The sequence below is a fragment of the Proteus sp. CA142267 genome, assembly GCF_003336825.1.
GTDB lineage: Bacteria > Pseudomonadota > Gammaproteobacteria > Enterobacterales > Enterobacteriaceae > Proteus > Proteus terrae.
The window spans coordinates 174,138-198,406 of sequence record NZ_QPMG01000002.1 but is presented as its reverse complement, the minus strand read 5'-3'; the positions used below and the strand labels follow the sequence as shown (position 1 = coordinate 198,406).

At 38.0% G+C, this 24,269-nt stretch carries 20 protein-coding genes; 9 read left to right on the top strand and 11 right to left on the bottom strand.

Annotated elements, in window-relative coordinates; all coding sequences use genetic code 11:
* Positions 1 to 79: 79 nt before the first annotated feature.
* On the top strand, positions 80 to 811 hold the full coding sequence (gene sanA / locus C0T34_RS06650; RefSeq protein ID WP_098943794.1) for an outer membrane permeability protein SanA: 732 nt from the start codon (positions 80 to 82) through the stop codon (positions 809 to 811).
* On the opposite strand, the gene yeiB is transcribed toward sanA, so the two are convergent.
* From yeiB to C0T34_RS06635, 3 genes are all read right to left on the bottom strand, one after another.
* Positions 808 to 1,959 carry a DUF418 domain-containing protein YeiB gene (yeiB, locus tag C0T34_RS06645; RefSeq protein ID WP_098943795.1) on the bottom strand — a complete coding sequence of 384 codons (1,152 nt, stop codon included), beginning with the start codon at positions 1,957 to 1,959 and terminating at the stop codon, positions 808 to 810. The genes sanA and yeiB overlap by 4 nt on opposite strands.
* 14 nt (positions 1,960 to 1,973) lie before the next feature.
* Positions 1,974 to 2,633 (bottom strand): GTP cyclohydrolase I FolE, encoded by a 660-nt coding sequence (folE, locus tag C0T34_RS06640; RefSeq protein ID WP_023581251.1) that lies wholly within the window; start codon positions 2,631 to 2,633, stop codon positions 1,974 to 1,976.
* Positions 2,634 to 2,781: 148 nt separating this feature from the next.
* A complete protein-coding gene (locus C0T34_RS06635; RefSeq protein WP_098943796.1) occupies positions 2,782 to 3,951 on the bottom strand; it encodes a YbfB/YjiJ family MFS transporter in 1,170 nt (389 codons plus the stop codon).
* 209 nt (positions 3,952 to 4,160) lie between these two features.
* Here C0T34_RS06635 and moeA point away from each other — a divergent pair, with 209 nt between their 5' ends.
* The 3 genes from moeA to C0T34_RS06620 all read left to right on the top strand — a co-directional run bounded on the left by moeA (position 4,161) and on the right by C0T34_RS06620 (position 8,144).
* Complete coding sequence (gene moeA / locus C0T34_RS06630) at positions 4,161 to 5,402, top strand: molybdopterin molybdotransferase MoeA (protein WP_109849886.1); 1,242 nt, start codon at positions 4,161 to 4,163, stop codon at positions 5,400 to 5,402.
* A 5-nt stretch (positions 5,403 to 5,407) separates the two neighbouring features.
* Complete coding sequence (gene moeB, locus C0T34_RS06625) at positions 5,408 to 6,175, top strand: molybdopterin-synthase adenylyltransferase MoeB (protein ID WP_098943798.1); 768 nt, start codon at positions 5,408 to 5,410, stop codon at positions 6,173 to 6,175.
* Between the two features lie 268 nt (positions 6,176 to 6,443).
* The gene (locus C0T34_RS06620; RefSeq protein ID WP_109849885.1) at positions 6,444 to 8,144 is read left to right on the top strand and encodes an amidohydrolase; all 1,701 of its coding nucleotides are present in this window, start codon (positions 6,444 to 6,446) and stop codon (positions 8,142 to 8,144) included.
* A gap of 89 nt (positions 8,145 to 8,233) precedes the next feature.
* Here C0T34_RS06620 and C0T34_RS06615 read toward each other — a convergent pair whose 3' ends face one another.
* Both C0T34_RS06615 and C0T34_RS06610 read right to left on the bottom strand, forming a co-directional pair.
* The gene (locus C0T34_RS06615; RefSeq protein ID WP_098943800.1) at positions 8,234 to 8,698 is read right to left on the bottom strand and encodes a GNAT family N-acetyltransferase; all 465 of its coding nucleotides are present in this window, start codon (positions 8,696 to 8,698) and stop codon (positions 8,234 to 8,236) included.
* Between the two features lie 9 nt (positions 8,699 to 8,707).
* Positions 8,708 to 9,286 carry a TIGR00730 family Rossman fold protein gene (locus C0T34_RS06610; RefSeq protein ID WP_109849884.1) on the bottom strand — a complete coding sequence of 193 codons (579 nt, stop codon included), beginning with the start codon at positions 9,284 to 9,286 and terminating at the stop codon, positions 8,708 to 8,710.
* A 329-nt stretch (positions 9,287 to 9,615) separates the two neighbouring features.
* On the opposite strand from C0T34_RS06610, the gene rhtA reads away from it, so the two are divergent.
* Together rhtA and dps are read left to right on the top strand one after the other, a co-directional pair.
* A complete protein-coding gene (gene rhtA / locus C0T34_RS06605; RefSeq protein WP_075672772.1) occupies positions 9,616 to 10,506 on the top strand; it encodes a threonine/homoserine exporter RhtA in 891 nt (296 codons plus the stop codon).
* Between the two features lie 274 nt (positions 10,507 to 10,780).
* Positions 10,781 to 11,287 (top strand): DNA starvation/stationary phase protection protein Dps, encoded by a 507-nt coding sequence (gene dps, locus C0T34_RS06600; protein WP_023581243.1) that lies wholly within the window; start codon positions 10,781 to 10,783, stop codon positions 11,285 to 11,287.
* Positions 11,288 to 11,374: 87 nt separating this feature from the next.
* Here dps and C0T34_RS06595 read toward each other — a convergent pair whose 3' ends face one another.
* The 5 genes from C0T34_RS06595 to dinG all read right to left on the bottom strand — a co-directional run bounded on the left by C0T34_RS06595 (position 11,375) and on the right by dinG (position 20,067).
* Positions 11,375 to 13,408, bottom strand: a complete 2,034-nt coding sequence (locus C0T34_RS06595; RefSeq protein ID WP_109849883.1) for a TonB-dependent receptor — start codon at positions 13,406 to 13,408, stop codon at positions 11,375 to 11,377.
* A gap of 61 nt (positions 13,409 to 13,469) precedes the next feature.
* Complete coding sequence (gene nrfD / locus C0T34_RS06590; protein WP_098943804.1) at positions 13,470 to 14,615, bottom strand: NrfD/PsrC family molybdoenzyme membrane anchor subunit; 1,146 nt, start codon at positions 14,613 to 14,615, stop codon at positions 13,470 to 13,472.
* Positions 14,612 to 15,436 (bottom strand): 4Fe-4S dicluster domain-containing protein, encoded by an 825-nt coding sequence (locus C0T34_RS06585; protein ID WP_098943805.1) that lies wholly within the window; start codon positions 15,434 to 15,436, stop codon positions 14,612 to 14,614. The genes nrfD and C0T34_RS06585 overlap by 4 nt, the downstream gene beginning before the upstream one ends.
* Positions 15,437 to 15,454: 18 nt before the next feature.
* Positions 15,455 to 17,011, bottom strand: coding sequence for a [FeFe] hydrogenase, group A (locus tag C0T34_RS06580; protein WP_098943806.1), 1,557 nt, complete (start codon positions 17,009 to 17,011; stop codon positions 15,455 to 15,457).
* Between the two features lie 947 nt (positions 17,012 to 17,958).
* Entirely contained in the window at positions 17,959 to 20,067 is a 2,109-nt protein-coding gene (gene dinG, locus C0T34_RS06575; RefSeq protein WP_109849882.1) for an ATP-dependent DNA helicase DinG, read from the bottom strand.
* A 252-nt stretch (positions 20,068 to 20,319) separates the two neighbouring features.
* Between dinG and C0T34_RS06570 the strand changes: the two genes are divergently transcribed.
* The 3 genes from C0T34_RS06570 to fabZ all read left to right on the top strand — a co-directional run bounded on the left by C0T34_RS06570 (position 20,320) and on the right by fabZ (position 22,796).
* Positions 20,320 to 21,228 (top strand): LysR family transcriptional regulator, encoded by a 909-nt coding sequence (locus C0T34_RS06570; RefSeq protein ID WP_098943808.1) that lies wholly within the window; start codon positions 20,320 to 20,322, stop codon positions 21,226 to 21,228.
* A gap of 74 nt (positions 21,229 to 21,302) precedes the next feature.
* Positions 21,303 to 22,184: a dihydrodipicolinate synthase family protein gene (locus C0T34_RS06565; protein WP_098943809.1), complete on the top strand. Its 882-nt coding sequence runs from the start codon at positions 21,303 to 21,305 to the stop codon at positions 22,182 to 22,184.
* A gap of 186 nt (positions 22,185 to 22,370) precedes the next feature.
* Complete coding sequence (gene fabZ, locus C0T34_RS06560) at positions 22,371 to 22,796, top strand: 3-hydroxyacyl-ACP dehydratase FabZ (protein ID WP_098943810.1); 426 nt, start codon at positions 22,371 to 22,373, stop codon at positions 22,794 to 22,796.
* 61 nt (positions 22,797 to 22,857) lie between these two features.
* On the opposite strand, the gene C0T34_RS06555 is transcribed toward fabZ, so the two are convergent.
* The gene (locus C0T34_RS06555; protein ID WP_098943811.1) at positions 22,858 to 24,246 is read right to left on the bottom strand and encodes an MmgE/PrpD family protein; all 1,389 of its coding nucleotides are present in this window, start codon (positions 24,244 to 24,246) and stop codon (positions 22,858 to 22,860) included.
* Between the last annotated feature and the right edge of the window lie 23 nt (positions 24,247 to 24,269).

Here is a 24,269-nt window from a genome sequence, read left to right as displayed (position 1 = left end):
TTCTTGCTTCCCTACCTCCGCTCAAGTAGCCTTAAGCATTATGAAAGTCATTCATTATTTGCGTCATTAAGGCAAGGAAATGCTAAAACGCCTCATTTATCTCTTTCTCACACTTTTTATTCTGCTTGCTGTCATCTTGATTGCCTGCGATCGCTGGATCGGTTGGAAAACCAATCCTTATATCTTTGAAGATGTGGATACGCTACCTGCTAAAAAGGTAGGAATGGTATTAGGCACATCGAAGTACTATACCAGCGGTTATATAAATCAGTTTTATCAATACCGCATCCAAGGCGCTGTTAATGCTTATAATAGTGGCAAAATTCAGTATTTATTACTCAGCGGTGATAATGCCAAGCACAGCTATAATGAACCGAATACGATGCGTAAAGATCTCATTAAAGCAGGCATTCCGGCCTCTCGTATTGTGATGGATTTTGCAGGATTCAGAACACTTGATTCAGTAGTACGAACAAAAGAGGTATTTGGTACAGACGGATTTACCATTATCACTCAGCGCTTTCACTGTGAACGAGCCGTTTTTATCGCATTAGAAAAAGGAATTGACGCACAATGCTTTGCGGTTGCATCCCCTAAAAGCATGTTTAAAGTACGTGTACGCGAAGTATTTGCCAGAGCAGGCGCAATGATTGATGTGTATATTCTAAACCGTGAACCACGCTTTTTAGGGCCGCCAGAAACTATTCCTGCAATACAATCTATTCCAGAAGGCATTAAAGGTTATCCTGCGGTTTCACCAGAGGAAGTCGAATCACTTCCTCTGAACGAAAATAATCATGAAAAAACCTAAAAGAATTGCGCTAATTTTGAAGTTGATTTACGCCAGATCCACTCTATTGGTCCTTGTGGAAAATAATGTAACCAAATCACAGCAAAAGCAATATTGATTGCCCAAATGATAGCAACAAAAGGCATCAATTCCGGTAGAGTATATTGATTAAATAGTCCCATACGCTGAAATAAATAAATCCCGATAAAGCTTTGCATTAAATAGGTTGTTAACGCCATTTTGCCAACACAACGTAAAGCATAGGCAAAATAAGAGTGTTGAATAATATCCCAACTCCAATAAAACAACGCAATATACCCCAAACTTTGCATCACTTGGATCAGCATGGTTAAAGGTTGTGCCAAAATAGCCGCCCAGCGGTAATCCCAATCAAGGTAATAATCCACCAGCACAATAGCTGTTTGTAAGCTTAAACTGATTGTGAGGAAATAAAGTGCCACATGGCCATAATGAGCACGACTAAATTTCTGCTGTAACCAACCCGACGCCATTAATGCAGAGCCCATCAACATCGCACCAAACAAAAACCAACTGTATTGACGTACTAGATTAAAAACAAAAAGACTTAGCTCATTCAAACGATAATAAACACTATTTAAATAAGGCCCTGTTTTCCAATCTGATTCAGCCAATTGAGAATATGGCGTGCTGTACCAAACGGTATCAATAAAGTCACGATAATAGTAAAACAACGCACCTAAAATAAGTGCGCCACAAAAATAGAGTATTACTCCCAATATAAACTGGTGTTTTGTCGCTATTGATTTAATAAACGCGAAAACAAATAAACCGCATATACTATATGGAAATAAAATATCACCTTCCCAAATGAATAGTGTGTGAATAAGGCCAATCAATGCCAGCACAACTAACCGCGATATATTAAAACGCGCTCCTTTATGCAAAAGGAGATAAAGCGTACCACCAAATAGCAACGCAAAAATAAAGAGGAATTTTCCTTGAGCAAACAGATTTAATGCCATCCATGTTATACGATCACCAAAAGAGGCTTCTCCCGAATGTAATGGGTTAAATGAAGCCACTCTTAATAATGCAAAACCTGAAATATTGAGCAATAAAATGCCAAGGATCGCCATTCCTCTCAACGCATCGAGAGCTTCGATACGTTGATGGGACGATTTATTCATTTTTATTTAAAATCTCAAAGATGACGAACAGCGCGCAAAAACTCCTGACGCGTATTTTGGCTCGATTTAAATAACCCACCTAACGAGGTAGTTGTTGTTGCACTAGTTGCATCACGAATACCACGAGCCTTAACACAGTAGTGAACCGCATCAATAGAAACAGCCACATTTTTTGTGCCTAGTAACGTTTGTAATGCGATAAGAATTTGCTGTGTTAAGCGTTCTTGAACTTGAGGGCGTTGAGCAAAGAATTGCACAATACGATTGATTTTAGATAACCCAATCACTTTATCTTTCGGGATATAAGCCACAATCGCTTTACCATCAATGGTAACAAAGTGATGTTCGCAAGTACTTGTTAATGTGATATCTCGTACTGTCACCATTTCATCAACTTGCATTTTATTTTCAATTAGCGTGATTTTTGGGAAGTTGTGGTAATCCAGCCCTGAGAAGATTTCATCAACATACATTTTAGCGATACGACGAGGTGTTTCAGCTAAACTATCGTCGCTCAAATCCAGATTTAACAGCTTCATCACTTCTGTCATATGATGTTCAATTTGCTGTTTACTCTCACTTGGAGAGAGTTTTGGTTCACGAAGAGGCGTTTCCAAACCGCGTTCAACTAACGCAGCATGCACCCATTGCGCCTCTTTACTTAATGATGACATTGGACTCTCCGATAAACACATTAATTAAGTAGCTGTTATCACACTGAGCAACAACAGCCTACACTTTAGATGACCTCAATCACATTATCCAGCGATACCGCATTTTTCGTTATGAAATTATTGCATTTTTGTATGAGCTATTTTTAGTTTACTGATGTTCTTTTTCTTTTAAACACACCAGAAAACCACCGATTATCAACACAATAAAAGCAACATAAAGTGCAGGTTCTAATTTTCCTGTTAATGCGGTTGAAAGTGAAGAAATTACGGGGCCAACTAATTGTCCGATGGCATAAAAAGTGGTGAGTAAACCCGCCATATAACGCCCATGATCAGGTGCTAGTTCTCTGCCTCGTAAAAAAGCAAGCTGTACAGCGCACATAAGACCGCCACCAATTAAGAAAGCGCCTATTGCAAGCCCTGTTATCGTCGGTATCCACTCTGCAATCAAAATACCTAATGCTTGTAACCAAAGCGTAATAGCTAAGCGTAACTGCGTATTTAGTATGTTACGCGTTAAAATGGCGATCCCGATACACAATGCAGCTGAAGCACCAAAAACAGGCCAAACAAATTGCGCGATCAAGCTACCCGGAAAACGCTCTGCCGCCATTTGAGAAAGAAATGTGGCAGGTAAAATATAACCAAATCCAGCAAAGGTATAACCCCAAATCAGCTTTTTCATCGCTGGGGTGAGCGTTAAAGGGGCAACTTTTACTTCTTCTCTGCTCATTTTCCAAGGTTTGGGAAGATGATAGCTCACATATATGGCACAAATAAAAGCAAGAGAACCATAAATTAACCACCCCGCCGTCGCACTCATTTGCCATTTCATAATTAACACGGCGAGAATACCGCTAATAAATATACCTGCACCCGTTCCTGCATAAACTGCCACACTTAATGCAGGTCGATTAAGACGAGCCAGTAACTCATTAGCCCATGAAGCCACCAACACTAGCGTCCAACCACTTGCCCAGCCAATAAAAAAGCGCGCAATACTATGTGTAAAAGCATCATTTAAAAAAGCAGATAACAGAGTGATTATCACCGCGCCCCAAAGACCAGCCCACAAACGATATCCTACACCTTTAATGGCTTTCATCGCATCATAAGAGCCCGCGAGGTAACCAAGATAATTAAATGCAGCGACAATGCCCGCACTTGTTAGCGTCAATTGATATTCTGCAATCATCAATGGCACTTGAGGTGTAAATGTAAAACGCCCTATTCCCATTGCAACCACTAAAGCAAGAAACCCACTAAAAGCGATATGAAAAGCTTGTGCTGAATGACTTTGGTGATTTGAAGTATTCATGGATATCCATTATTTTGTTTTATCATTTTAATGTGCCGCCCATTAATAACAGAACAAGCAACACATTAACCCCAGATAGTTAACATTTTTGTAATAAGAAGTTTCATTTCTTTCTATTCACAAGATGATCTCTGACATGATGATGTTCATCGTGATAGATTAGTATCATGAAATAAAACAGAACATTTCGATAGATCTTGGAGTATATGATGAGTCAATGTCACGTTAGCGGTTTATTATCTCTTGATGAAGCGCTAGAAAAACTACTTGAAAAACCGCTGGCAATTACCAATACCCTTAACATTCCATTAAATAACGCCGCAGATTATATTCTAAGTGAAGATATTACATCTCCACTGAATGTTCCGCCTTTTGATAATTCGGCAATGGATGGTTATGGACTTCGTTACGCTGACTTAGAAGCTCAAACTCCACTTCCTGTTGCAGGTAAATCGTTCGCAGGTATTCCTTTTGAAGGAGAACTTCCTGCAGGGCAATGTGTACGCATTATGACAGGGGCAATGGTTCCTGGAGGTGTTGATACTGTCATAATGCAAGAAGAAGCTGAAGTGACTGAAAATGGTGTCCGTTTTCCACACCCTGCTAAAAAAGGCCAAAATATTCGTCGTATTGGTGAAGATATTAAAGAAAACGACATTGTATTACCAGCTGGCACTAAGCTTTCAACAGCGCAATTACCTTTAATCGCCTCTTTAGGTGTAGCAACAGTACAAGTTTATCGTCGTTTAAAAGTGGCTGTTTTCTCAACGGGTGATGAATTACAAACCATTGGCCAGCCATTAAAAGCAGGTCAAATTTATGATACTAACCGCTTTGCGGTACGTTTAATGCTTGAAAAATTAGGATGTGAAGTCTTAGATTTAGGGGTTATTCCTGATTCACCGGAAAAACTGCGTGAAACCTTTAAAAAGGCTGATAAAGAAGCAGATTTGGTGATCAGCAGTGGTGGTGTTTCTGTGGGTGAAGCCGATTACACCAAACAAATTCTTGATGAAATTGGTGAAATTGGTTTTTGGAAACTTGCCATTAAACCGGGAAAACCTTTTGCCTTTGGTCGATTACATAATGCATGGTTCTGCGGTTTACCGGGTAACCCAGTGTCAGCAACCGTGACATTCTATCAATTGGTTCAGCCTTTGATCGCGCGGTTGTCAGGCTTTAGCCATTGGAAAGCGCCACAACGTTTCCAAGCTATTGCTCAATCACCATTAAAAAAATCAGCAGGTCGCCTTGATTTTCAACGTGGTATTGCAAGTATTAATGCAGAAGGTGTATGGCAAGTAGATACCTCTGGTCATCAAGGCTCACACGTTTATAGCTCCTTTAGTGTCGCTAATTGCTTTATCGTTTTAGAGCGTGAACGCGGTAAAGTTGCAACTGGTGAAACTGTTACTATTGAGCTATTTAATTCTCTATTAAAAAGTGAATAGCCTTTATGAGTATTGAATTAACCGATGAAGAAACGCTGCGCTACAATCGCCAAATTGTATTAAGGGGTTTTGATTTTGACGGGCAAGAGGCGCTGAAAAGTGCCTCTGTATTGATTGTTGGCGCGGGTGGCTTAGGATGTAGTGCCTCGCAATATCTTACCGCCGCAGGTGTAGGAAAACTCACATTATTAGATTTTGATACAGTTTCCCTTTCTAATCTTCAGCGCCAAATTCTTCATCGCGACGCCACGATTGGTCAACCTAAAGTGCTATCTGCAAAAGCGACATTAGAAGCCATTAATCCTCATGTCACGATAGAAACCGTCGATGCATTACTTGAGGATGAGGCTTTAGCCGAGCTTATTAGCCAACATAATATTGTTATGGATTGTACTGATAATGTGACAGTACGCGAGCAACTTAATCGTCTCTGCTTTCATCAGAAAAAGCCCCTTGTTTCTGGTGCAGCCATTCGAATGGAAGGCCAAATCAGTGTATTCACCTACCAAGATGACGAGCCTTGCTACCGCTGTTTAAGTCATCTTTTTGGTGATAATGCGTTAAGTTGTGTTGAAGCTGGTATAATGGCGCCTGTTGTGGGTACCATTGGCACATTACAAGCAGTTGAAGCCATTAAATTACTCACTGGTTATGGTGAAAACTTACATGGTAAGGTATTGATGTTTGATGCCATGCGTATGCAATTTCGTGAATTCAAATTACCTAAAAATCCGCATTGTGAAGTGTGTTCTGCCAAATCACCAGATAACTAACCACTTTCTATCTTAAATAAGGTAAGTCTAACTTCTTTAAACTTACCTTATCACCTTTTAAAGAGAGAGGTATTAATCTGTTTTTTAAGCATTTTAATTGCCCTCTAAGTCGTATTTTTCGTTAAGTCGATGTAATAAGCTTGTAGTATTCACTCTGATTTAATTCTACTATGACCGCCCGCGTCAAAACGCAACAGGATGCCCTATAAGCAGAATAATCATTTAAGCATGCGTTCTATGTGCTTAAAACGCAATACAAGGTAGAAGAATGACATTTCAAATTGCAGACACTCTCTATTACAACGGGCTTATTTATACCGCTGATCAAAATAACAATATTGTTGATGCTATCGCGATCAGCCAAGGTGTAATTATTGCTTCTGGTAAAAAAGAGGGCTTACTTTCTTACTGTAATGAAAATACTGAGCAGATTGATTTACAGGGAAGAATAGTCATGCCGGGCATTATTGATGCACATATGCACCCATTTTGGGGTGGCGCAACATTAGCGGGTTGCCATCTTGATTATCAATCGCTCTCTATCGATGACATTTTATTGCGTATTCAGAAATACCTTGATGAAAACTTTATTGATGGTGATACCGAATGGTTAAAAGTCTCCGCATGGTATCGTGAAGGTATGCAACCTGAAGGCGTGCAAATGACACGTTATCACCTTGATACCTTAAATACGACTCGTCCTATTTTGCTCTTTTCTAGCGATTGTCATAGTGTTCTTGCTAATTCTCGTGCTTTAGAGTTGTTAAATATCACCGCCGAAACACCCGATCCACCTGATGGAAATATTGAGCGTGATGGTGATAGAACACCTATTGGTATTCTTGAAGATGCGCCAGCAATGCAAGCCATTGATAGGTTACCGCCACTAACTGAAGCACAAAACCTGCAAATAGCCCGTCATGTTCAAAAATTATTAAATGAACAAGGCGTGACCACTATAATGGATGCGCGTGTAGGCGAGCCTCAATTACGCGCCTTTAATACATTAAGAAAAGCAGGCGAGCTGACTCTTCGCGTGGAGAATGCCGTTGAAATCACACCGGATGATGTACCTTGTATTGAAGATATTCCAAACGCTGTACTCCATGCTGCCACTCATTTTTCACAATGGCATCAAATCAGCGAAAATGCTCAACCTAGTGTTGCAATCCGCCATATCAAACTTTTCCTTGATGGTGTATTGCAAGCGCCGATTATGACAGCGCGCTTACACACACCTTATCGTATCAATGTTGGCACTGATGACACGCCACACTGGCAAGATTCTGATCATATTGGCGATCTCTATTTTCCACCTGAAATTTTAACGCCGCTAGTCACCGAAATTGCCCGTACTGGTTATCACCCTCATATTCATACTGTTGCTGAAGGTGCAATTAGTACGGCTCTTGATGCCATTAGTGCAATGCGTGAAGCCTTACCTGAGAAAGACATTAGACCGGGGCTTGCGCATAATGAATTGATGTATGAAAAAGATTACGCTCGTTTTACACAATTAAAAACCTACCCTTTTCTCTCCTTCCAATGGGCGGCGGCAGAACAGAGCAATATCGAAAAAGATATTGAAATGCTGGGTAAATCTCGCTGTGACTATCTAGAGACTGCTGGCAAGTTTATTGATGCTGGCGTTACTGTTGCTTTTGGTAGCGATTGGCCAATTGATCCACTTAATGAATGGTACGATTTTAAAGTCGCAATGACTCGTCAAAAAGATGCAACAAGTCCTCGTCTTGATAATGATCGTAACCTAACATTAATTGAAGTCCTACGTGCAGCCACTATTAATGCTGCTCAAGCATTGGATATGGATAGACAAATTGGATCATTAGAAGCCGGAAAATTTGCCGATTTTATTGTATTAGATAGAAACCTGTTTGAAATATCGGCAGAAGATGTTGAAAATGTCAGGGTATTGTGTACGATCATTGCGGGGAAACCCACAATTTAGCTGAATAATATAAGTAATAAACCCGTGTAAAGCGGGTTTATTTTTATCTATGCACTTAATCCTATGAGAATTAACGTAAATTGGATCTGCTATAAAGCAATCCCCATCACTGTGCTCACTTCTTTTAATCCTTCACGTTCGTAAAAACGTTTTGCTGCACCATTTTCAGCTAATACCGATAACTCGAGATGCGTCATTTTTTCTGATTTAGCCCACTCTTTCATCGCTGTTAATAATAAACTGCCTGCGCCTTGGCTACGTACAGAAGGATCGACAACAATATCATAAATATAAGCATATTTACGCTGAACCAAGCAGTTAAACATCGGTGTTTCTTGAATTTGCGCCATGCTAAATCCAACTACTTTACCGTCTAAATCTGCCACTAAAAGATGAAACTTATCATTTTTTATTCCATTAATAATAAAAGCTTCATCTTGCTTACCCGGTTTTAATCGATCGGGTTGTAAATTCGCCATTTCATTAAATAAATGGGTGTAAAGCGTATTAATTTCTTCTACATCAGACAAAATTGCTTTTCTTATTATTATCATTTTTTACCTTTATTTGTTGTAGGTTTTTACAGGGGGGGCAATATATGTTTCAAATTTATCTAATAATTGAATAGGACATTGTTCTACAATTGCCATATTGCGATATTTTTCATGTAAGAATTGTTCGTCCGCCATTTTATCAATCATCATTAATAATGGAGCATAGAACTGATTGATATTAAGTATGCCCAATGGTTTTTGATGCAAACCAATTTGGCTCCATGTAAAGACTTCACTAAACTCCTCTAATGTACCAAAGCCACCGGGTAAAGCGACAAAACCTTCAGCTAGTTCAATCATTTTACTTTTACGCTGATGCATGGTCTCAACAATATGCAGTTCAGTCAGATTGTTATGTGATATTTCACGCCCTTCTAATAGCGTAGGAATAACGCCAATCACCTTTCCGCCTTCGGCTAATACAGTATCAGCGAGTGTTCCCATAATTCCTACACTTGCACCACCATAAATTAAGGTAATATTACGTTTAACCAGCTCTTTGGCAAAAATAATTGCTTGTTCTTTATAAATAGGTGAAGCCCCTAAACTAGAACCACAATACACTGCGATAGATTTTATTTTACTCATTTTTTATTCTCTTTTAGCTAGTTAAAACGAGTTTGGAATTATACTGAAGGTACTTTTAATAAAAAAGGTTAAAAAAAGTGTTTTTACACTTTTTATCGCACATATATATTTAATCATTATCAACCCTTATACTTATAAGAGGCCGTTTTTTATTTTATTAAAAATAAATTAATTCTTAATAAAGCTAATTTAACTCAACCAATTTAAAATAAAAAATATTTATTAATGAATAACTATATTAAAACAGATAGTTTTAATTTATATTATGCGATCCTTTGTTCTCCGCTAACAAAGACACATACGATTGATTATTGACGAGGTTTTATAGGATGTTGTCAGCCAGACACTCAGCTAAATTACAGGTGTTTTACCCTGTGCTTCTTTTGCTTCTCTCCATGCTTTCAATTCAAAGTGGCGCATCCCTTGCTAAAAGCCTATTTCCTGTTATTGGTGCCCCCGCTGTAACGGCGTTACGTCTGTTATTGGGTACTTTGATCCTCTTTTTTATTTTTAAACCGTGGCGACTTAAGTTCACTCGAGAATCAATTATACCACTGTTTTTATATGGTTTATCTTTAGGGATGATGAATTACCTTTTCTACCTCGCCCTTGAAACCATTCCTTTAGGTATTGCTGTTGCCCTTGAATTTACAGGCCCTTTAGCTGTTGCTATGTTTTCATCGCGCAGAGCCATCGACTTTTTATGGATAATTTTAGTCATTGCTGGCTTAGGATTATTGCTGCCTATTGGCGATAATATTCATGGATTAGATCCTCTAGGTATCCTTTATGCACTGGGTGCAGGTGTGGGTTGGGCGTTATATATTGTATTCGGACAACGTGCAGGCAAAGGTTACGGCGCGGCAACGGTTTCTATTGGCTCATTAGTTGCTGCTTTTATTTTCGTTCCTATTGGTATGTTACAGAGTAGCCCAGATATTATGTTTAGCTGGTCAATTTTGCCTGTTGCATTAGCTATTGCGATTTTATCAACCGCTTTCCCCTATACTTTAGAAATGATTGCTCTTACACGCTTACCCGCTAAAACGTTCGGGACTTTAATGAGCTTAGAACCTTGTATGGGTGCCTTTATTGGTATTATTTTCTTACACGAACATTTGACGTTAATACAATGGGTTGCCCTCGCCTTTATTGTGTTAGCTTCAATTGGTTCAACGGCAACCATAAAAAGCAAAACCAAAATTGAAGAGGTTAAATAATTATTTAACCGTATTTATTTATAAGAAATAAATATTTATTTAAAAAGGATCTTATGATCCTTTTTACTTATTAAATAATAACTTTACTGGCCTATCATTGCTATTTTGTGCGTATTGTCTTACCCTAAATAGGTTATTTCGATAGATTAGATTTTTTTAATAGATGACCTATCAATTTAATAGTATCAATCGATAAGACTAACCATTAATAATTTACTATCATAATTAACAGAAATTAAGATATTGAGTTATTAATTATTTAGGGAGAACGATTATGAGTACTGCTAAATTAGTCAAATCCACACCTTCAACTCTGCTTTATACCCGTAATAACCTTGATGACAGCGTAAAACTACATGCTATCGAGTTATTGCAACAGATGGTGACGCAGTTTATCGACCTATCTCTCATCACAAAACAAGCGCACTGGAATATGCGTGGCAGAAACTTTATTTCTGTCCATGAGATGGTTGACGGTTTCCGCGATACCATTAATCAGCATACCGATGAGTTTGCAGAGCGTGTTGTTCAATTAGGTGGCACTGTATTAGGTACTGCACAAGTGGTGAGTAAGAAAACACCATTAAAAGCTTATCCTCTGGATATTCATGATGTACAAGATCACTTAAAAGCACTGGCTGATCGCTATGCTGTCGTTGCAAATGATATTCGTAAAGCTATTGACGAAGTTGAAGACGAAGATACCGCTGATATGTTTACCGCAGCATCGCGTGATCTTGATAAATTCTTATGGTTTATTGAAGCCAATATTGAGAATTAATCTACATATAAAAATACATTATTAATTGTGTTATTAATAATGAAAAAGGCTGTCATTTAAGGCAGCCTTTGTCTTTTTACTATAGAGTTAAAATTTATAGACGACACCAGCATTAACGCTAAAACCATTTCCTGGAAACAGTAAGGCATCGTTTTTATTCACAGTAGGATTCGCTAATGTACTTGCTGCGTAACGTTTATTCGTAATATTGTCCAAATTCAGATAAGTAGACCACTGATTATCATATTGATAATGTGCATTAAATCCTAACAATGCGTATGGTTTACTTTTTTGAATATTAAGGTGATTGGCATGATCAACTGCAACACTGGTTGGTGACCAATATACTGTGGGGCCAAATTTCAATCCATTTACTTGGTAATAAACTTCACCTGAAATAAGATTTCTAGGAACACCTGCAATATATTTCCGATTATATTCCCCCCCCATAAAACGAAAATCATTATAAGTCCATGTTGTTCGATAAAGAATATCACCCATTGGAAGCGGTTGAATTGCATTTAAACCTAACTCTACACCTTGGTGACGTGTTTTTGCTGGATAATTATAAATATCAACAATATTTCCTTCTGTATCATGCGAAGTGATATATTCATCTTTAATCAGGCTGCGATAGAATACTGCGCTAAAACTGATGTTGTCGGTTAACTCCACATCACTACCTATCTCAAAACTAGTTGCTTTTTGAGGTGATAGCTTTAAAAGGTTCACTTTATTTAATGGTGCCTTAGGGTTAATAATATCATTAAAAGAAGCTGGTTCATGGCTTATACTCACATTGGCAAACAAGCGAGTCTGGTAATTAGGATACCAAATAATCCCGACCTTTGGCGTTAGAAAATTAAATGACTGCTCAAGCTGATTATGACTAGAAAACAGATCCCTTTTTGCATGAGTACCTTTTAAATCAAGGTTAACCAATACACTATTTGTAATATGTATTCCCGCCCCTAAAAATGCATAAATATTTTCAGCTCGACCATCGAATCGTCCTAGCCAACCTTTAGGATTTTTTTCGATATCATCTTTCATTACAGAATGATCCCAAGCCAATGCGGTACGATAACTAATAAGCTCTGTCTCTAATTTATAATTAAGTTGAGCCCCTTTAGTGTAATAATTTACAAATTGATAATGGCTAGGCGTTTTAAAATTATCGTGTGTTTGTGAATACCACCAGCCAAATTGAATATCGTGAGCATCACTGTTCCATGTCGATTTATTGGCTATACGTAATTGCTCAACATTTCTATGAGGATCTTTTTTCTTGATTGCTGGTAATACCGATTTAGGATCGTCCTCAAGCATTTGTGAAGTTGCAGGACCTGGAACATCAAAACGCAAATCTGTCCAATTAATCCATATTCTGTTTTCAAAATTATCTGATGTGTAACCCAATGTTGAACGCATTGCTTTACGCTGGGAAGCTGAATGCTCACGATAACCATCATAATGGTCGTAGCTTAGGCTTATTCTTGCATCAATCGGATGATTTTCACTATCACCGCCGAATGCCATTTGCATACCTTGGCGCCCAAAAGAGCCCTGCTCATAACGCAATTGATTATGGCTATCTTTTCCTGTGTAAGTAATAAAGTCGAGTTCCCCCCCTAAATTATTACTTTGTAATTGAGTACTGTTAGCCCCCCGACGAATACTCACAAATTGCACATCATGCACATCAATCATGCTCGAATGAAAACTGCCATCCGCTTCATTCAGCGGTAAACCGTCTTGCAATAATAATACCCCTCTGGAAAGAGGTGCACTTTGAATACCAGATCCCCTAATACTTAAACGAGGTTGATCTAATCCACCAAATAAACTTTGTATAACAACGCCAGGTTGGTTTTTTAATGCGTCATTAAGTGTTAATAAACGATTTTCCTTATCTACAGTAATTAAATTTGTTCCTCCAGCAATATTACTTATTTTTTCAGCTTCAACATTATAAGTATGATTCGAGATATTTTCTGCTTTTGAACCACTCACAATTATACGTTCAGGTTTACTTTCATTCGATTGAGCATAATTAAATATTGTTGTTATCGAAAGCAAAGAAGATGAAATAAACCATAAGGTCTTTTTTAAAATAGGCATATTTATAGTTCTACTTATCGTTAAATAAAAATGCCCAACGTTAAATTGGGCATTTAATCTGTTAATGATTGGCTTCATCATGTTCAATAATGCGAAAATTCTCACAGATAAATAAATATGCAAGAACACCCATCGCAACAAGACCAATAGTGATGGTTAATTCTGGTAATGATGGCCAATAGGATACACCCGTTGATGTAACCATTCCTGTCACCACAACGTTATAACGATTTAAAATAACGCCAGAAGCGACTAGTACACCAAATGTAACTACCCAATGACGACGTTTTATTAATGGAGAAAAGCAGATAATCAGTGGAACAATAATGCCAAAACCGACTTCAATCCAAAAGAATAAAGACTCAAAACTACCTTCAAAAAGGTAACTCACTTTACCTTCAGCAATAATACTGCCGAATTTTAGAGCTAAATAAACAAGCATTGCATAACCTGAAATTCGAATTAATCCACTTAATACAGACATAGGAACTTTATGATTAAATGCTCTACCTGCTAATGCAGTTTCAACCGCTATCATTGCAGGGCCAACAAAAAATGACGATATTAAAAATTGAAAGAAAATAATTGGCGACCACCACAATGGATGTAATTTATCCACCATTAATAAATAGAGCGCCCCGAGTGATGATTGATGCATAGATGGAATAGCAATACCAATCACCAATAATACAGGTAATATTTTTCGGAAAAATTGATGGTATTTACGCCCGATACGCTCAGTTGCGACTTCACCAAATTCAATTAATTGCACACTGGTATAAACAGAAACACAAATAAAGACTTCAAAAAGCACTGAACTATGCCCTTGAGAAACTAATGGACGCCAAAAATTCCACCACTGTCCAATATCAAGGAAAAGCCCTACCATCACCAATAAATAGCCAATTAATGAGGTTAATGCAGCACTGCGCGCAATACTTGAAAATTGTTCTTGTTTAAAAACATAAACAATCAATGCAGTACCATATCCACCACCCGCCAACGCCACACCACACATCACGTCAAACGAGATCCAAAGACCCCACGGCCACTCATCATTAAGATTGGTTACTAATCCCAGTCCTGTGACTAAACGAAATAAAATAAGTCCGACTGCAATCAAACTAATGACAACAAGTACCCAGCGTACAGGTGTCATAGGAAAACGCCACTTACCAAAGCTGGTCGTATTATCGATAACACTCATTCTGATCTCCTTGTTTCATCATCCTTGCCATTTTTCTTTTGTTCTTGATGTAATTGCTCATCTTGGTTGACTCTATCTTTTCGGTGATTAAACATCGCGATACCGCCGAGGATCACAGCCCAAGTTGCTCCCGCAATTGGCGTATATTTCATAAAATCAGAAGTGTAAGAAGAGAGTGGTTTTTCAGTTAATCCTGTTTTAAACCCAAGATCTTTAAACGGCACATCAGAAATGTAGAGCCATTCCGTTCCCCCAACTTCCTTTTCACCATAAATATGCTGAACATAGTTAGGATTATTCGAAATGGTTTCTTTCGCTTTTTCTAATAAGGTTTGTCTATCACCAAAAACTAAAGCTTGAGTTGGGCATACTGCGACACAAGCCGGAGATTGTCCTTCTTCCACACGAGAAGAACACATCATGCATTTAGTGACATAAGGAAGTGATTTTTCCCATTCATATTTAGGAATATCAAATGGACATGCCACCATACAATAACGGCATCCCACACAAAGATCAGGATAATAAACCACAGGCCCAGCTGACGTTTTTTGAAATGCTTTTGCAAAACATGCCGAAGCACACGCAGGATCAATACAGTGGAAGCATTGCTCTTTAACGTAACGCCAAACCGCTTTATCTTCTTTTTCAACAGTAACTGTTTTTATAACCGTCCAGTTTTCATCTGCTAATTTTGCATTTTCGCCACTGGTAGGTTGTCTTTCTTCTATCCATTTATTTTCGTTGTACATTTTACATGCAACTGTACAACTACCACAGCCGATACACTTAGTAAGATCGACTAATACACCTTTAGACATAATGTGTTTCCTCAATCTTTAAGCTTTCTTTTTGTTAAAATGAATACTGCGATCTTGATAATGCGTATGAAGCAATTGATGAGCCCGCTCACCACAAGGTTCGCCTAAAAATTGTTTATAAATACTTTGAATTTCGCTGTTTTCATAACTTAAGCGGATTGTGGCGCGTTCATCTTTGCTATACAGCGCTTTCATACGTAATGCTCTAATTTCATCAGAAGGCGGTAATGCTGAGCGAGGTTGACCGCCACCCGCAATACATCCCCCTGGACATCCCATAAACTCAACGAAATGCCACGATTTTTCCCCATTTTGAATAGCTTCTAAAACGGGGCGAGCATTTCCCATACCAGAACAGACTGCGACACGAATTTCTCCTACACTCGGTATATTCACAGCGGCTTCTTTAATGCCTTCTAATCCGCGTACAGGTTGTAAATTAAATAGAGGCTCTGGTGGTCTTTCACCTGTAATAAAGTAGTAACTGGTTCTAACTGCAGCTTCCATAACACCGCCAGTTACACCGAAAATAGCACCAGCACCACTATATTCAGACATAAGACGGTCATAGTTTGCGGGTTGAAGTGAAGTTAAATCGATATTGTGGCTTTTGATTAATCTTGCGAGTTCTCTTGTTGTTAGAACGATATCGACATCGCGGAGATCTGGTTTTTCCCATAACACACTTGCACCATTCATTTCAGGGCGAGCAGCTTCTGATTTTTTAGCTGTACACGGCATAATGGCAACAGAAACAATTTTACTAGGATCGATATCTTGTTCTTTGGCGTAATACGTTTTTATCATCGAACCAAGCATTGTCATGGGTGACTTTGCAGAAGAGAGATTAGGAATTAATTCAGGGTAAAACATTTCACAAAATTTAACCCAACCGGGGGAACAAGAAGTAAATTGAGGCAATACACCATTATTTTGAATTCTTTGTAGTAATTCCGTTGCTTCTTCCATAATGGTTAAATCAGCAGAGAAGTTAGTATCAAAAACTTTATCAAAACCTAGTTTTCTAAGTGCTGCCACTTGAAGTAACTCAATGTCTTCACCGGGCTTCATACCAAACTCTTCACCTAATGCAACTCTTGTTGCTGGCGCTGTTTGTACAACAACATGCAAGGCTGGATCTAATAACGCTCTAATAACCTTGTCTGTGTCATCAACTTCTGTTATTGCTCCTGTTGGGCACCAAAGAGTACATTGACCACAATCGATACAAGGAACACTATCAATTAGCGGTAAATCATAGTTTCCCATTACGGTTTGTACTTTTTCACACACCTCAACGCATTGACCACATAAAATACATTTTTTGTCATCACGACAAATGGCAACGTTGTTAGGATCAATAGGGATACGACCCCTTACTTGAACTGGGAAAGTGCCTTTCGCATTATATTGCTCAGGAACCCAACCTGTACCACCAGAAATATTGCCATCACATCCCGCTGTGACAGCGGTTACCCCTGCGGCTAGGCTTACCTTTCCAGCAAATGAAAAGAAAGAGCGTCGAGATAATAATTTCTCGTCACTTTCTTCTTTTGTAGGAAGAATAGATTTCATCTTTTTACAATGCTCCTGCTTTAATATATAAGTAAAATTACCGTTTAAAGGTAATAATATATAAAGAGTTAAAAGTTATTTTTTGTTAAAAATATTTGTATTATTTCATTAATAAAAAAATCAATACTTAAAATAAGCATCGATTTAATGTGAAATGAATTTTTTATGTAAAAACACCCTATCAGCAATCATCGTTTCATTTAAGAAAATCAGGAGAGATTTTTTTAATTCAATAAGTGATAGGGTGTTTATGAGAGATATTGTACTGAAGAGAAATTAAAAAAAAATAGCTTACAATCTTATTGATTAAATATAGTTAACTTTATTGACGCATATCAAAATAAAAATAATTTCATAAAAAAACCTCTATAGAGAAACGATAGAAAATCAAACAAATAAACCAAAAAATTAATTAAAAATCAATGCATTATAATACGTGTTATTTTTTATAAATTTATTGAGCGTTTATCTTAACTAAATAAAAAAATGATTACTGTGCAATATTTAATAAAAATATATATAATTATAAAAATATCACATGAATAATATCTAAATAAAATATGCACTTTTTCTAAATTAATAAAAATAAGTATATTATTATATAAAAATTTATTTTGTTGTAATTATATTAATTTATGTAAATAAATTATTATATTTCAAATAAAATACAATTTTATTTTCTTAATATTAATAAGATTCATAAAAAATGCAAGTTAATAATATTAGACACATTAAAACCTAAAAATAACAAGGAAATGATTAAATATATTTAATCATAAGGTAAGATATGTTGTTTTTAACAAAAAATATAATCTCTATTTTATTAAAAATAAAAAATTATAGTAAACAACCTCTATTTGTTAATAAGTTATTTATAATCATATAAAAATAAGTTAGGGAAGAATAAATCACTAATAAAAGAGAGATCTCTATAAAATAATAAAAAGTTATTTCTCTTTAGGCATCTCTGGTTGATAAATAGGGAAAATAGGTAACGCGGTTAATAAACGCGAACCATAGTTTTTTGTTAGCAAGCGTCTGTCATAAATCACTATTTCACCGTGACAAAGATGACTACGAATAAGGCGCCCAACCTGCTGAATTAAATTAAACGATGCACTCGGTAAACTCTGCACTTCAAAAGGATAACGTTTTAGCGATTTAAGCCACTCTCCTTCTGTCACAATCACAGGATCTGTCACAGGCGGAAAAGCAATTTTATGAATATGCACCTGCGTTAAATAATCCCCTTTTAAATCGAGCCCTTCTGCAAAAGATTGCAAACCTATCAACACGCTATTATCACCCGCATCAATACGCTTACAATGTGTTTCGACTAATCGATAGCGTGGCTGATCGCCTTGCACTAATAAGCACAAACGTAAATCTTTCACTTCTTCTAAAAAGCCTTCCATTGCTCGCTGGCTACTAAATAAAACCAATTGGCCTCTGTGGTTATTCTCTTCCATACTGTGTCGAAAATAACGCGCCATCTCTTTTAAATGTTCACGTTCATGGCTCATGGTCGGTTCATAACGCATTTTAGGAATAACTAATCTACCTTGCTCTTTATGTTCAAAAGGCGAAGACAATGTAATAAAGCGATCATCAAAATGCTCACTTAAGCCTGTTAATTCTTGAATACGAGAATAGCTATTTAATGAGCGTAATGTCGCAGAAGTAATAACCACATGTGGGATATTTTTCCACAACAATTGCGTCAGTTGTTCGCTAACACGAATGCCAGCACAATGAAAATAGAGATGAGACTGCTTTTTATCGTAACGGCGCGTTAACCATTTGGATACTGGCGCTTTTGAGGTTTGCTCTAATGTGGCTAAGCGCCACAGTTTTGCCATATTTTCTAAATAACCCACCATTCTACTGGTCGTTAAAATAGCACGATGTAAACGTACAACATCTTCTTTTGCAGTACGCTCTGTCAAATCATTTAAAATGGCTTCGCCCAACATTTTTAAACCATCTGTTAGCTTAAATAATGTCTGGCAACTTAACAGAAGTTGTTCAGGCAATTCACCTAACGGGAAGAGGTATTCATCTTGCTCACTACGTTCTGGCAATAGTGCGCGTGTAAATGTATCAACCTCTTGATAAGCTTCACGCAACTTAGCGATATGGGCATCAAAACGAATAGGATCAGCCAATTTAGGCGGCCTTATCGGAATAAATTGCGCTAAATACTGGCTAACATGGCGAGTGATATTATCAAGCTGATTATTAAGAGCAACTAAGGTTATTTCCCCTTCAACTTCAAGGGCATCTCGCGCAACATCAGGAATATGGTGCCCTTCATCAAGTACCAAAAGTAGATTTTTAGCATCTGGCAACACAGATTCACTTTCCATTGCCGCCATCACTAAAGCGTGATTGGTAATAACCACATCCACTTCATCAATTTCACGGCGGGCAATAAAGAAAGGACAACGATGATAATATTGGCAATTGCGCCCTAAACAGTTCATCTTATCCGTGCTGATTTTACGCCATAAGCTATCTGTTAATGCGCGTTTATGGTGATCACGCAAACCATCCCAACCAAAACTAGTGAAATCATTTTTCAGCTCTAGGCAAATTTCTCTTTCTGCACTTGTCGCCACATCAACTTTATCCTCAAGCAAAAACATTAAGTCAATTTGCTCACCTTCTGTTGCACAAATCGCATCTAAATTGCGAGGGCATAAGTAACGTCCACGACCAAAAGCGCCAGTAAACGTAAGATCAGGAATGATTTTTTTAAGTAATGGTAGATCTTTACTATAAATTTGATCTTGCAGTGCCACATTGGCTGTACTGATTATCAGTGGTTTTTTCTCATCACGACTAATTGCAATCCCCGGAATAAGGTAAGAGAGTGTTTTACCCACGCCAGTTGGGGCTTCTATCACTAAATGACGCCCCATTTCATCAGAAAAAGTCTTAGCCACCTCAGCTATCATTTCACGCTGTGGCGCACGCGGAATAAACCCTTCGATATGCTCAGGTAGGGCTTTATACCACTGACTTATTTGATTTTTAACTGATTGAGAAAGGGACATAACCACTCTGTAACTGATTTTAAGAAAGGCGCCATTGTCGCATAACACTGTATAAAAATCAGTAGTTACCTTCGTTTGCTCTCCTTTTTCATCAAAGAATGGATAACATCTCGAAATTATTGAGCTTTGTTATAGATTATTAATTCAACTCTTCATAGTATGAGTATTCATTACGTAACATCTAAAATAGTCTTATAAAAAATGTGATTTATTGGTTTTATTAAACACAACACCAGTTAAGAGATATCTATAATGACCTCTGCAAAGCGCCCTATTTTTAACTTAGAACTTGATTTGCTCCGAACCTTTGTTGCTGTTGTCGATGGAAATACCTTTGCAGCGGCGGCTGAGTCTGTTTGTCGTACACAATCTGCCGTAAGCCAGCAAATGCAACGACTTGAATCGCTGATAGGCAAAGAGCTATTTGCTCGCCAAGGACGAAACAAAACGCTGACAGAAGCAGGTACGCAATTGCTTAATTATGCTCGCCGTATTTTGCGTTTGAATGATGAAGCCTGTCTTTCATTGATGCATGAAGAAATTGATGGGATCTTAAAAATTGGCTCTCCAGATGATACGGCAAACACGATTTTACCTGATCTTCTCGCGCGTTTTTCTGGAGCCTATCCTCGCCTCATCATGGAAATTATTGTTAAACGTAGTCCGTTTTTAATGTCTATGTTAGAAAACAACGAGCTTGATTTAGCCATTTCCACTGAAGAACATGTGGGTTATCCCAAAATTGTATTACGTGTTTCCCCCTCTTTATGGTATTGCGGAAAACACTTCCGATTTGATCTTGATGAACCCTTACCGTTAGTTGTATTAGATGAACCCAGCACATACCGCGATATGATGATAAATCACCTTGATCAACAAGGTATTCGTTGGCGAATCGCTTATATTGCAACCACGCTTTCTGGTGCCAGAGCAGCAGTGCGGGCAGGCTTAGGTATTATGGCGCGTTCAATTGAGCTTTCAGGTGATGACTTACGTATTTTAGGTGAAAAAGAAGGCCTACCTCCTTTACCCGCAATTAGCTATAACCTGTATCTCAATGCCAATAGCCCAGGAAAAGCAGCACAAATACTGTTTGATTCATTAAAAAATGAACAAAATGAAGTGATTAATCATGCTGACATAACACTTCAACAAGAGTAGAGATTTTAAAGCCCTTAAATCGTGTTGATAACCAAAGTAATAAAATATTAAAACCATAAAACAGGACACTGATTATGACCCAATTTCATGGCATTTTTCCTTACCTTGTTTCACCTGTTGATCAAACAAAAGGCACCATCCTCGAAGCTTCATTACGCCGATTAGTCGAACATTTGATTTTGTGTGGCGTTCATGGTTTAAGTCCATTAGGTAGCACGGGGGAATATGCTTATCTCTCTCAAACACAACGCAATGAAATTGTGCGTATTACAGTTGATCAAACCGCAGGTCGAATTCCCGTTATTGCGGGTGTTGCAGGCTTTTCAACTGCTGATGCTTGTCATCAAGCTGAACAATACGCTCAATTAGGCGTCGATGGCATGGTCTTAATTTCACAAAAAATGTACCCGTTAAGCGAAACCGCACAAGCCGGTTATTTCCGAACTATCGCCGAAGCGTTTCCTGAAAAATCCATGACAATTTATACCAACCCGGGACTTTTGGGCGATGTTCTTCCTATCTCTTTATTCAATGAGCTTAGCTATATCCCGAATATTGAATATATTAAAGATGCCTCAAGCAATACAGGTCGCTTACTCACCATGATCAATACTTTTGGTGAGCGCGTTAAAATCTTTAGTGCTTCAGCTCATATTCCATTGTTGGTGTTAAAACTTGGCGGTGTAGGTTGGATGGCGGGCCCTGCTTGTGTGCTGCCAAAGCAATGTGTTGAACTGTATGAGCTAGCAATAAAAGGCGATTTTGATACAGCACTAGCAAAACAAAAAGAGATGTGGCAAATCAATGAAGCGTTTACAAAGTACTCGCTCGCATCATGTATTAAAGCATCCTTAAATATTCAAGGCTTTGAAGTCGGCTCACCTATTTTACCGCAAGAGCCTCTAAATGAAGCAGCAATGAACGATCTACGCCAAATTATTGCTCGCCTTGATTAATAAACTATTCTTATTCAGAAATAACAAAGGCTAGATTTTTCCTATTTTGGTCTTTGTTATTTGTTTAACTCAATTTTCCTATCAAAAATACAGGTCAATGCTGTACCATATTGAATAAGAATGAAATAATAACCACCGTTGTTGTAAAACTGAGCTTGCCCTATCACCATAACGAGGAGAAAATATATGCCCATTTCCGTCAGTGAAATAATGGAAATATTGCCTCATCGTTATCCATTCTTATTAATTGATCGCGTTATTTCTGAGCCAGCTGAACTTGCCAGTGGCAAATTAACAGCCATTAAAAATATCACAACCAATGATACGGTTGTTTTTGGTGAGTTTTATCCACCTTTATTACTACTTGAAAGTATGGCTCAAGCTTCTGGCGTTCTTGCCCATTACTACCTTTCACCAATGGGTAAAGATCAACAATGTTATTTTGCCAGTATAAAAAATGCGCGTTTTTATGACGTGGTAAAAGCGGGCGATCAGCTACATATTGAGATCCAATTTCGCCGACAACGACGCACAATTGTTAGCTTTTCTGGTATGGTGAAAATTGGTGAGAAGGTAGTTTGTACATCTGAATTTATGTGTGCGAGACAATAAGTAAAGGATTGGTAGTTAAAACCAATCCTTTATACAATCACCTTGTTTGCATTATTTCAGCCTAACCTTCTATTTCTTTAATACGTAATAATTGTGTTATCTCTGAAACAGTGACATTGTCGAAATGCAGTATTTTTTCAACTAACTGTGCTGATTGTTCTGCTTCTATCACCAAAGATGCATTATCGTAAAACTTACTGATCACATCTTTATCTGCCATTGGATTTTTCGGATTACCGTATTGAATGTCTAATCTTTCCGTGATCTTCTCGCCATTTTTTAATGTCACGAAAATTAATCCCGGGAAATAGGTAGGAAATGGGATCTCCCCTTTTTCGGGATAACGATAACTTACACGCTTCGCTAATAACTGAATATCTTCCCGTTGTAGGTTTTCAGGTAATAATGAAGAGAGCGTTAAAGCGTTATCTAGAAAACCCGCAGCAAATAACCATGGCAAACTAAATTTAGCCCCATACGCGGTTTGAGGTGCCCATTTTGTTTCAAGTGGCTCGCAAATCAAAGCAGCCGCTACCGGATCGACAACACACTCAACACTATCAATATCATCAGCCATGATCCCTTTTTTCAGCAAATTACGCCCACAATCCACAGTCGCATGAGCGAAATGGCATACCGGATAAGGCTTAATAGAAACATTTAAAAATTCCCACACATCACCTAATCCTAATGCCACTTGTTCTGGTTGTGCTTGCTCTTTAATACCATGTGTTTGATAAAGACTATAACGACCTTCAAATATTGTGTCAGGACCTGTCATTCCGCCTTTTGCTAATGATGCTGCGATAATACCTGATTGTGCAGCCCATCCCGCATGAAAGCATTTAGAAGATGAACTGTTAGTAAGATATTCTGCCACACCTCCTGCTTGGCTTCCTGTTAGGCCTATTGCATTCACAGTTTGTTCTGGCGTTAACTTTAATAGTGAAGCGGCACAAGCTGTTGCGCCAAAAATTCCAGCAATTGCTGTGGCGTGAAAACCTCGCTGATGAAATCCACTATGGCTTGCTAAGCCTACTCTTGCTGCCACTTCCCAGCCAATCACCCATGCCGTTAAAATATCTTTTGATGACGCACCAATAGACTCACCCAATGCAAAAGCAATCGGCGTTAATACCGCGCTACCATGTGCAATCGAATCAGTGTGTGTATCATCAAAATCTAAGGCATGTGATGCAATACCATTTGTCAGTGCCGCCACCGTAGTGCTTGCTGTTAGCGAACTTCCCCAAATCGGAATGTTACCTTGGCTATCAGGTAAAAAAGCCACACCTTGACGACTTTGAATCGCACTTTGTTGCACACTTCCAGCAAGTGCAACACCTAATGTATCTAATAAATGAATTTTGGCTCGGCTAACAACTTGAGCAGGTAAATCAGAGAAAGTGGTTGTAGTAATAAATTGGGCTAACTGCTGACTCAATGTCATAAACACCTCGTAATAGATAAGAA

Excerpts from the sequence above, each read along its gene's own strand:
- rhtA (WP_075672772.1), top strand. The coding sequence starts at position 9,616 with ATGTTGTCAGCCAGACACTCAGCTAAATTACAGGTGTTTTACCCTGTG.
- C0T34_RS06570 (WP_098943808.1), top strand. The coding sequence starts at position 20,320 with ATGACCTCTGCAAAGCGCCCTATTTTTAACTTAGAACTTGATTTGCTC.
- C0T34_RS06610 (WP_109849884.1), bottom strand. The coding sequence starts at position 9,286 with ATGAGTAAAATAAAATCTATCGCAGTGTATTGTGGTTCTAGTTTAGGG.
- C0T34_RS06565 (WP_098943809.1), top strand. The coding sequence starts at position 21,303 with ATGACCCAATTTCATGGCATTTTTCCTTACCTTGTTTCACCTGTTGAT.
- C0T34_RS06555 (WP_098943811.1), bottom strand. The coding sequence starts at position 24,246 with ATGACATTGAGTCAGCAGTTAGCCCAATTTATTACTACAACCACTTTC.
- fabZ (WP_098943810.1), top strand. The coding sequence starts at position 22,371 with ATGCCCATTTCCGTCAGTGAAATAATGGAAATATTGCCTCATCGTTAT.
- C0T34_RS06620 (WP_109849885.1), top strand. The coding sequence starts at position 6,444 with ATGACATTTCAAATTGCAGACACTCTCTATTACAACGGGCTTATTTAT.
- C0T34_RS06595 (WP_109849883.1), bottom strand. The coding sequence starts at position 13,408 with ATGCCTATTTTAAAAAAGACCTTATGGTTTATTTCATCTTCTTTGCTT.
- nrfD (WP_098943804.1), bottom strand. The coding sequence starts at position 14,615 with ATGAGTGTTATCGATAATACGACCAGCTTTGGTAAGTGGCGTTTTCCT.
- folE (WP_023581251.1), bottom strand. The coding sequence starts at position 2,633 with ATGTCATCATTAAGTAAAGAGGCGCAATGGGTGCATGCTGCGTTAGTT.
- moeA (WP_109849886.1), top strand. The coding sequence starts at position 4,161 with ATGAGTCAATGTCACGTTAGCGGTTTATTATCTCTTGATGAAGCGCTA.
- moeB (WP_098943798.1), top strand. The coding sequence starts at position 5,408 with ATGAGTATTGAATTAACCGATGAAGAAACGCTGCGCTACAATCGCCAA.
- C0T34_RS06635 (WP_098943796.1), bottom strand. The coding sequence starts at position 3,951 with ATGAATACTTCAAATCACCAAAGTCATTCAGCACAAGCTTTTCATATC.
- yeiB (WP_098943795.1), bottom strand. The coding sequence starts at position 1,959 with ATGAATAAATCGTCCCATCAACGTATCGAAGCTCTCGATGCGTTGAGA.
- C0T34_RS06615 (WP_098943800.1), bottom strand. The coding sequence starts at position 8,698 with ATGATAATAATAAGAAAAGCAATTTTGTCTGATGTAGAAGAAATTAAT.
- dps (WP_023581243.1), top strand. The coding sequence starts at position 10,781 with ATGAGTACTGCTAAATTAGTCAAATCCACACCTTCAACTCTGCTTTAT.
- C0T34_RS06585 (WP_098943805.1), bottom strand. The coding sequence starts at position 15,436 with ATGTCTAAAGGTGTATTAGTCGATCTTACTAAGTGTATCGGCTGTGGT.
- C0T34_RS06580 (WP_098943806.1), bottom strand. The coding sequence starts at position 17,011 with ATGAAATCTATTCTTCCTACAAAAGAAGAAAGTGACGAGAAATTATTA.
- dinG (WP_109849882.1), bottom strand. The coding sequence starts at position 20,067 with ATGTCCCTTTCTCAATCAGTTAAAAATCAAATAAGTCAGTGGTATAAA.
- sanA (WP_098943794.1), top strand. The coding sequence starts at position 80 with ATGCTAAAACGCCTCATTTATCTCTTTCTCACACTTTTTATTCTGCTT.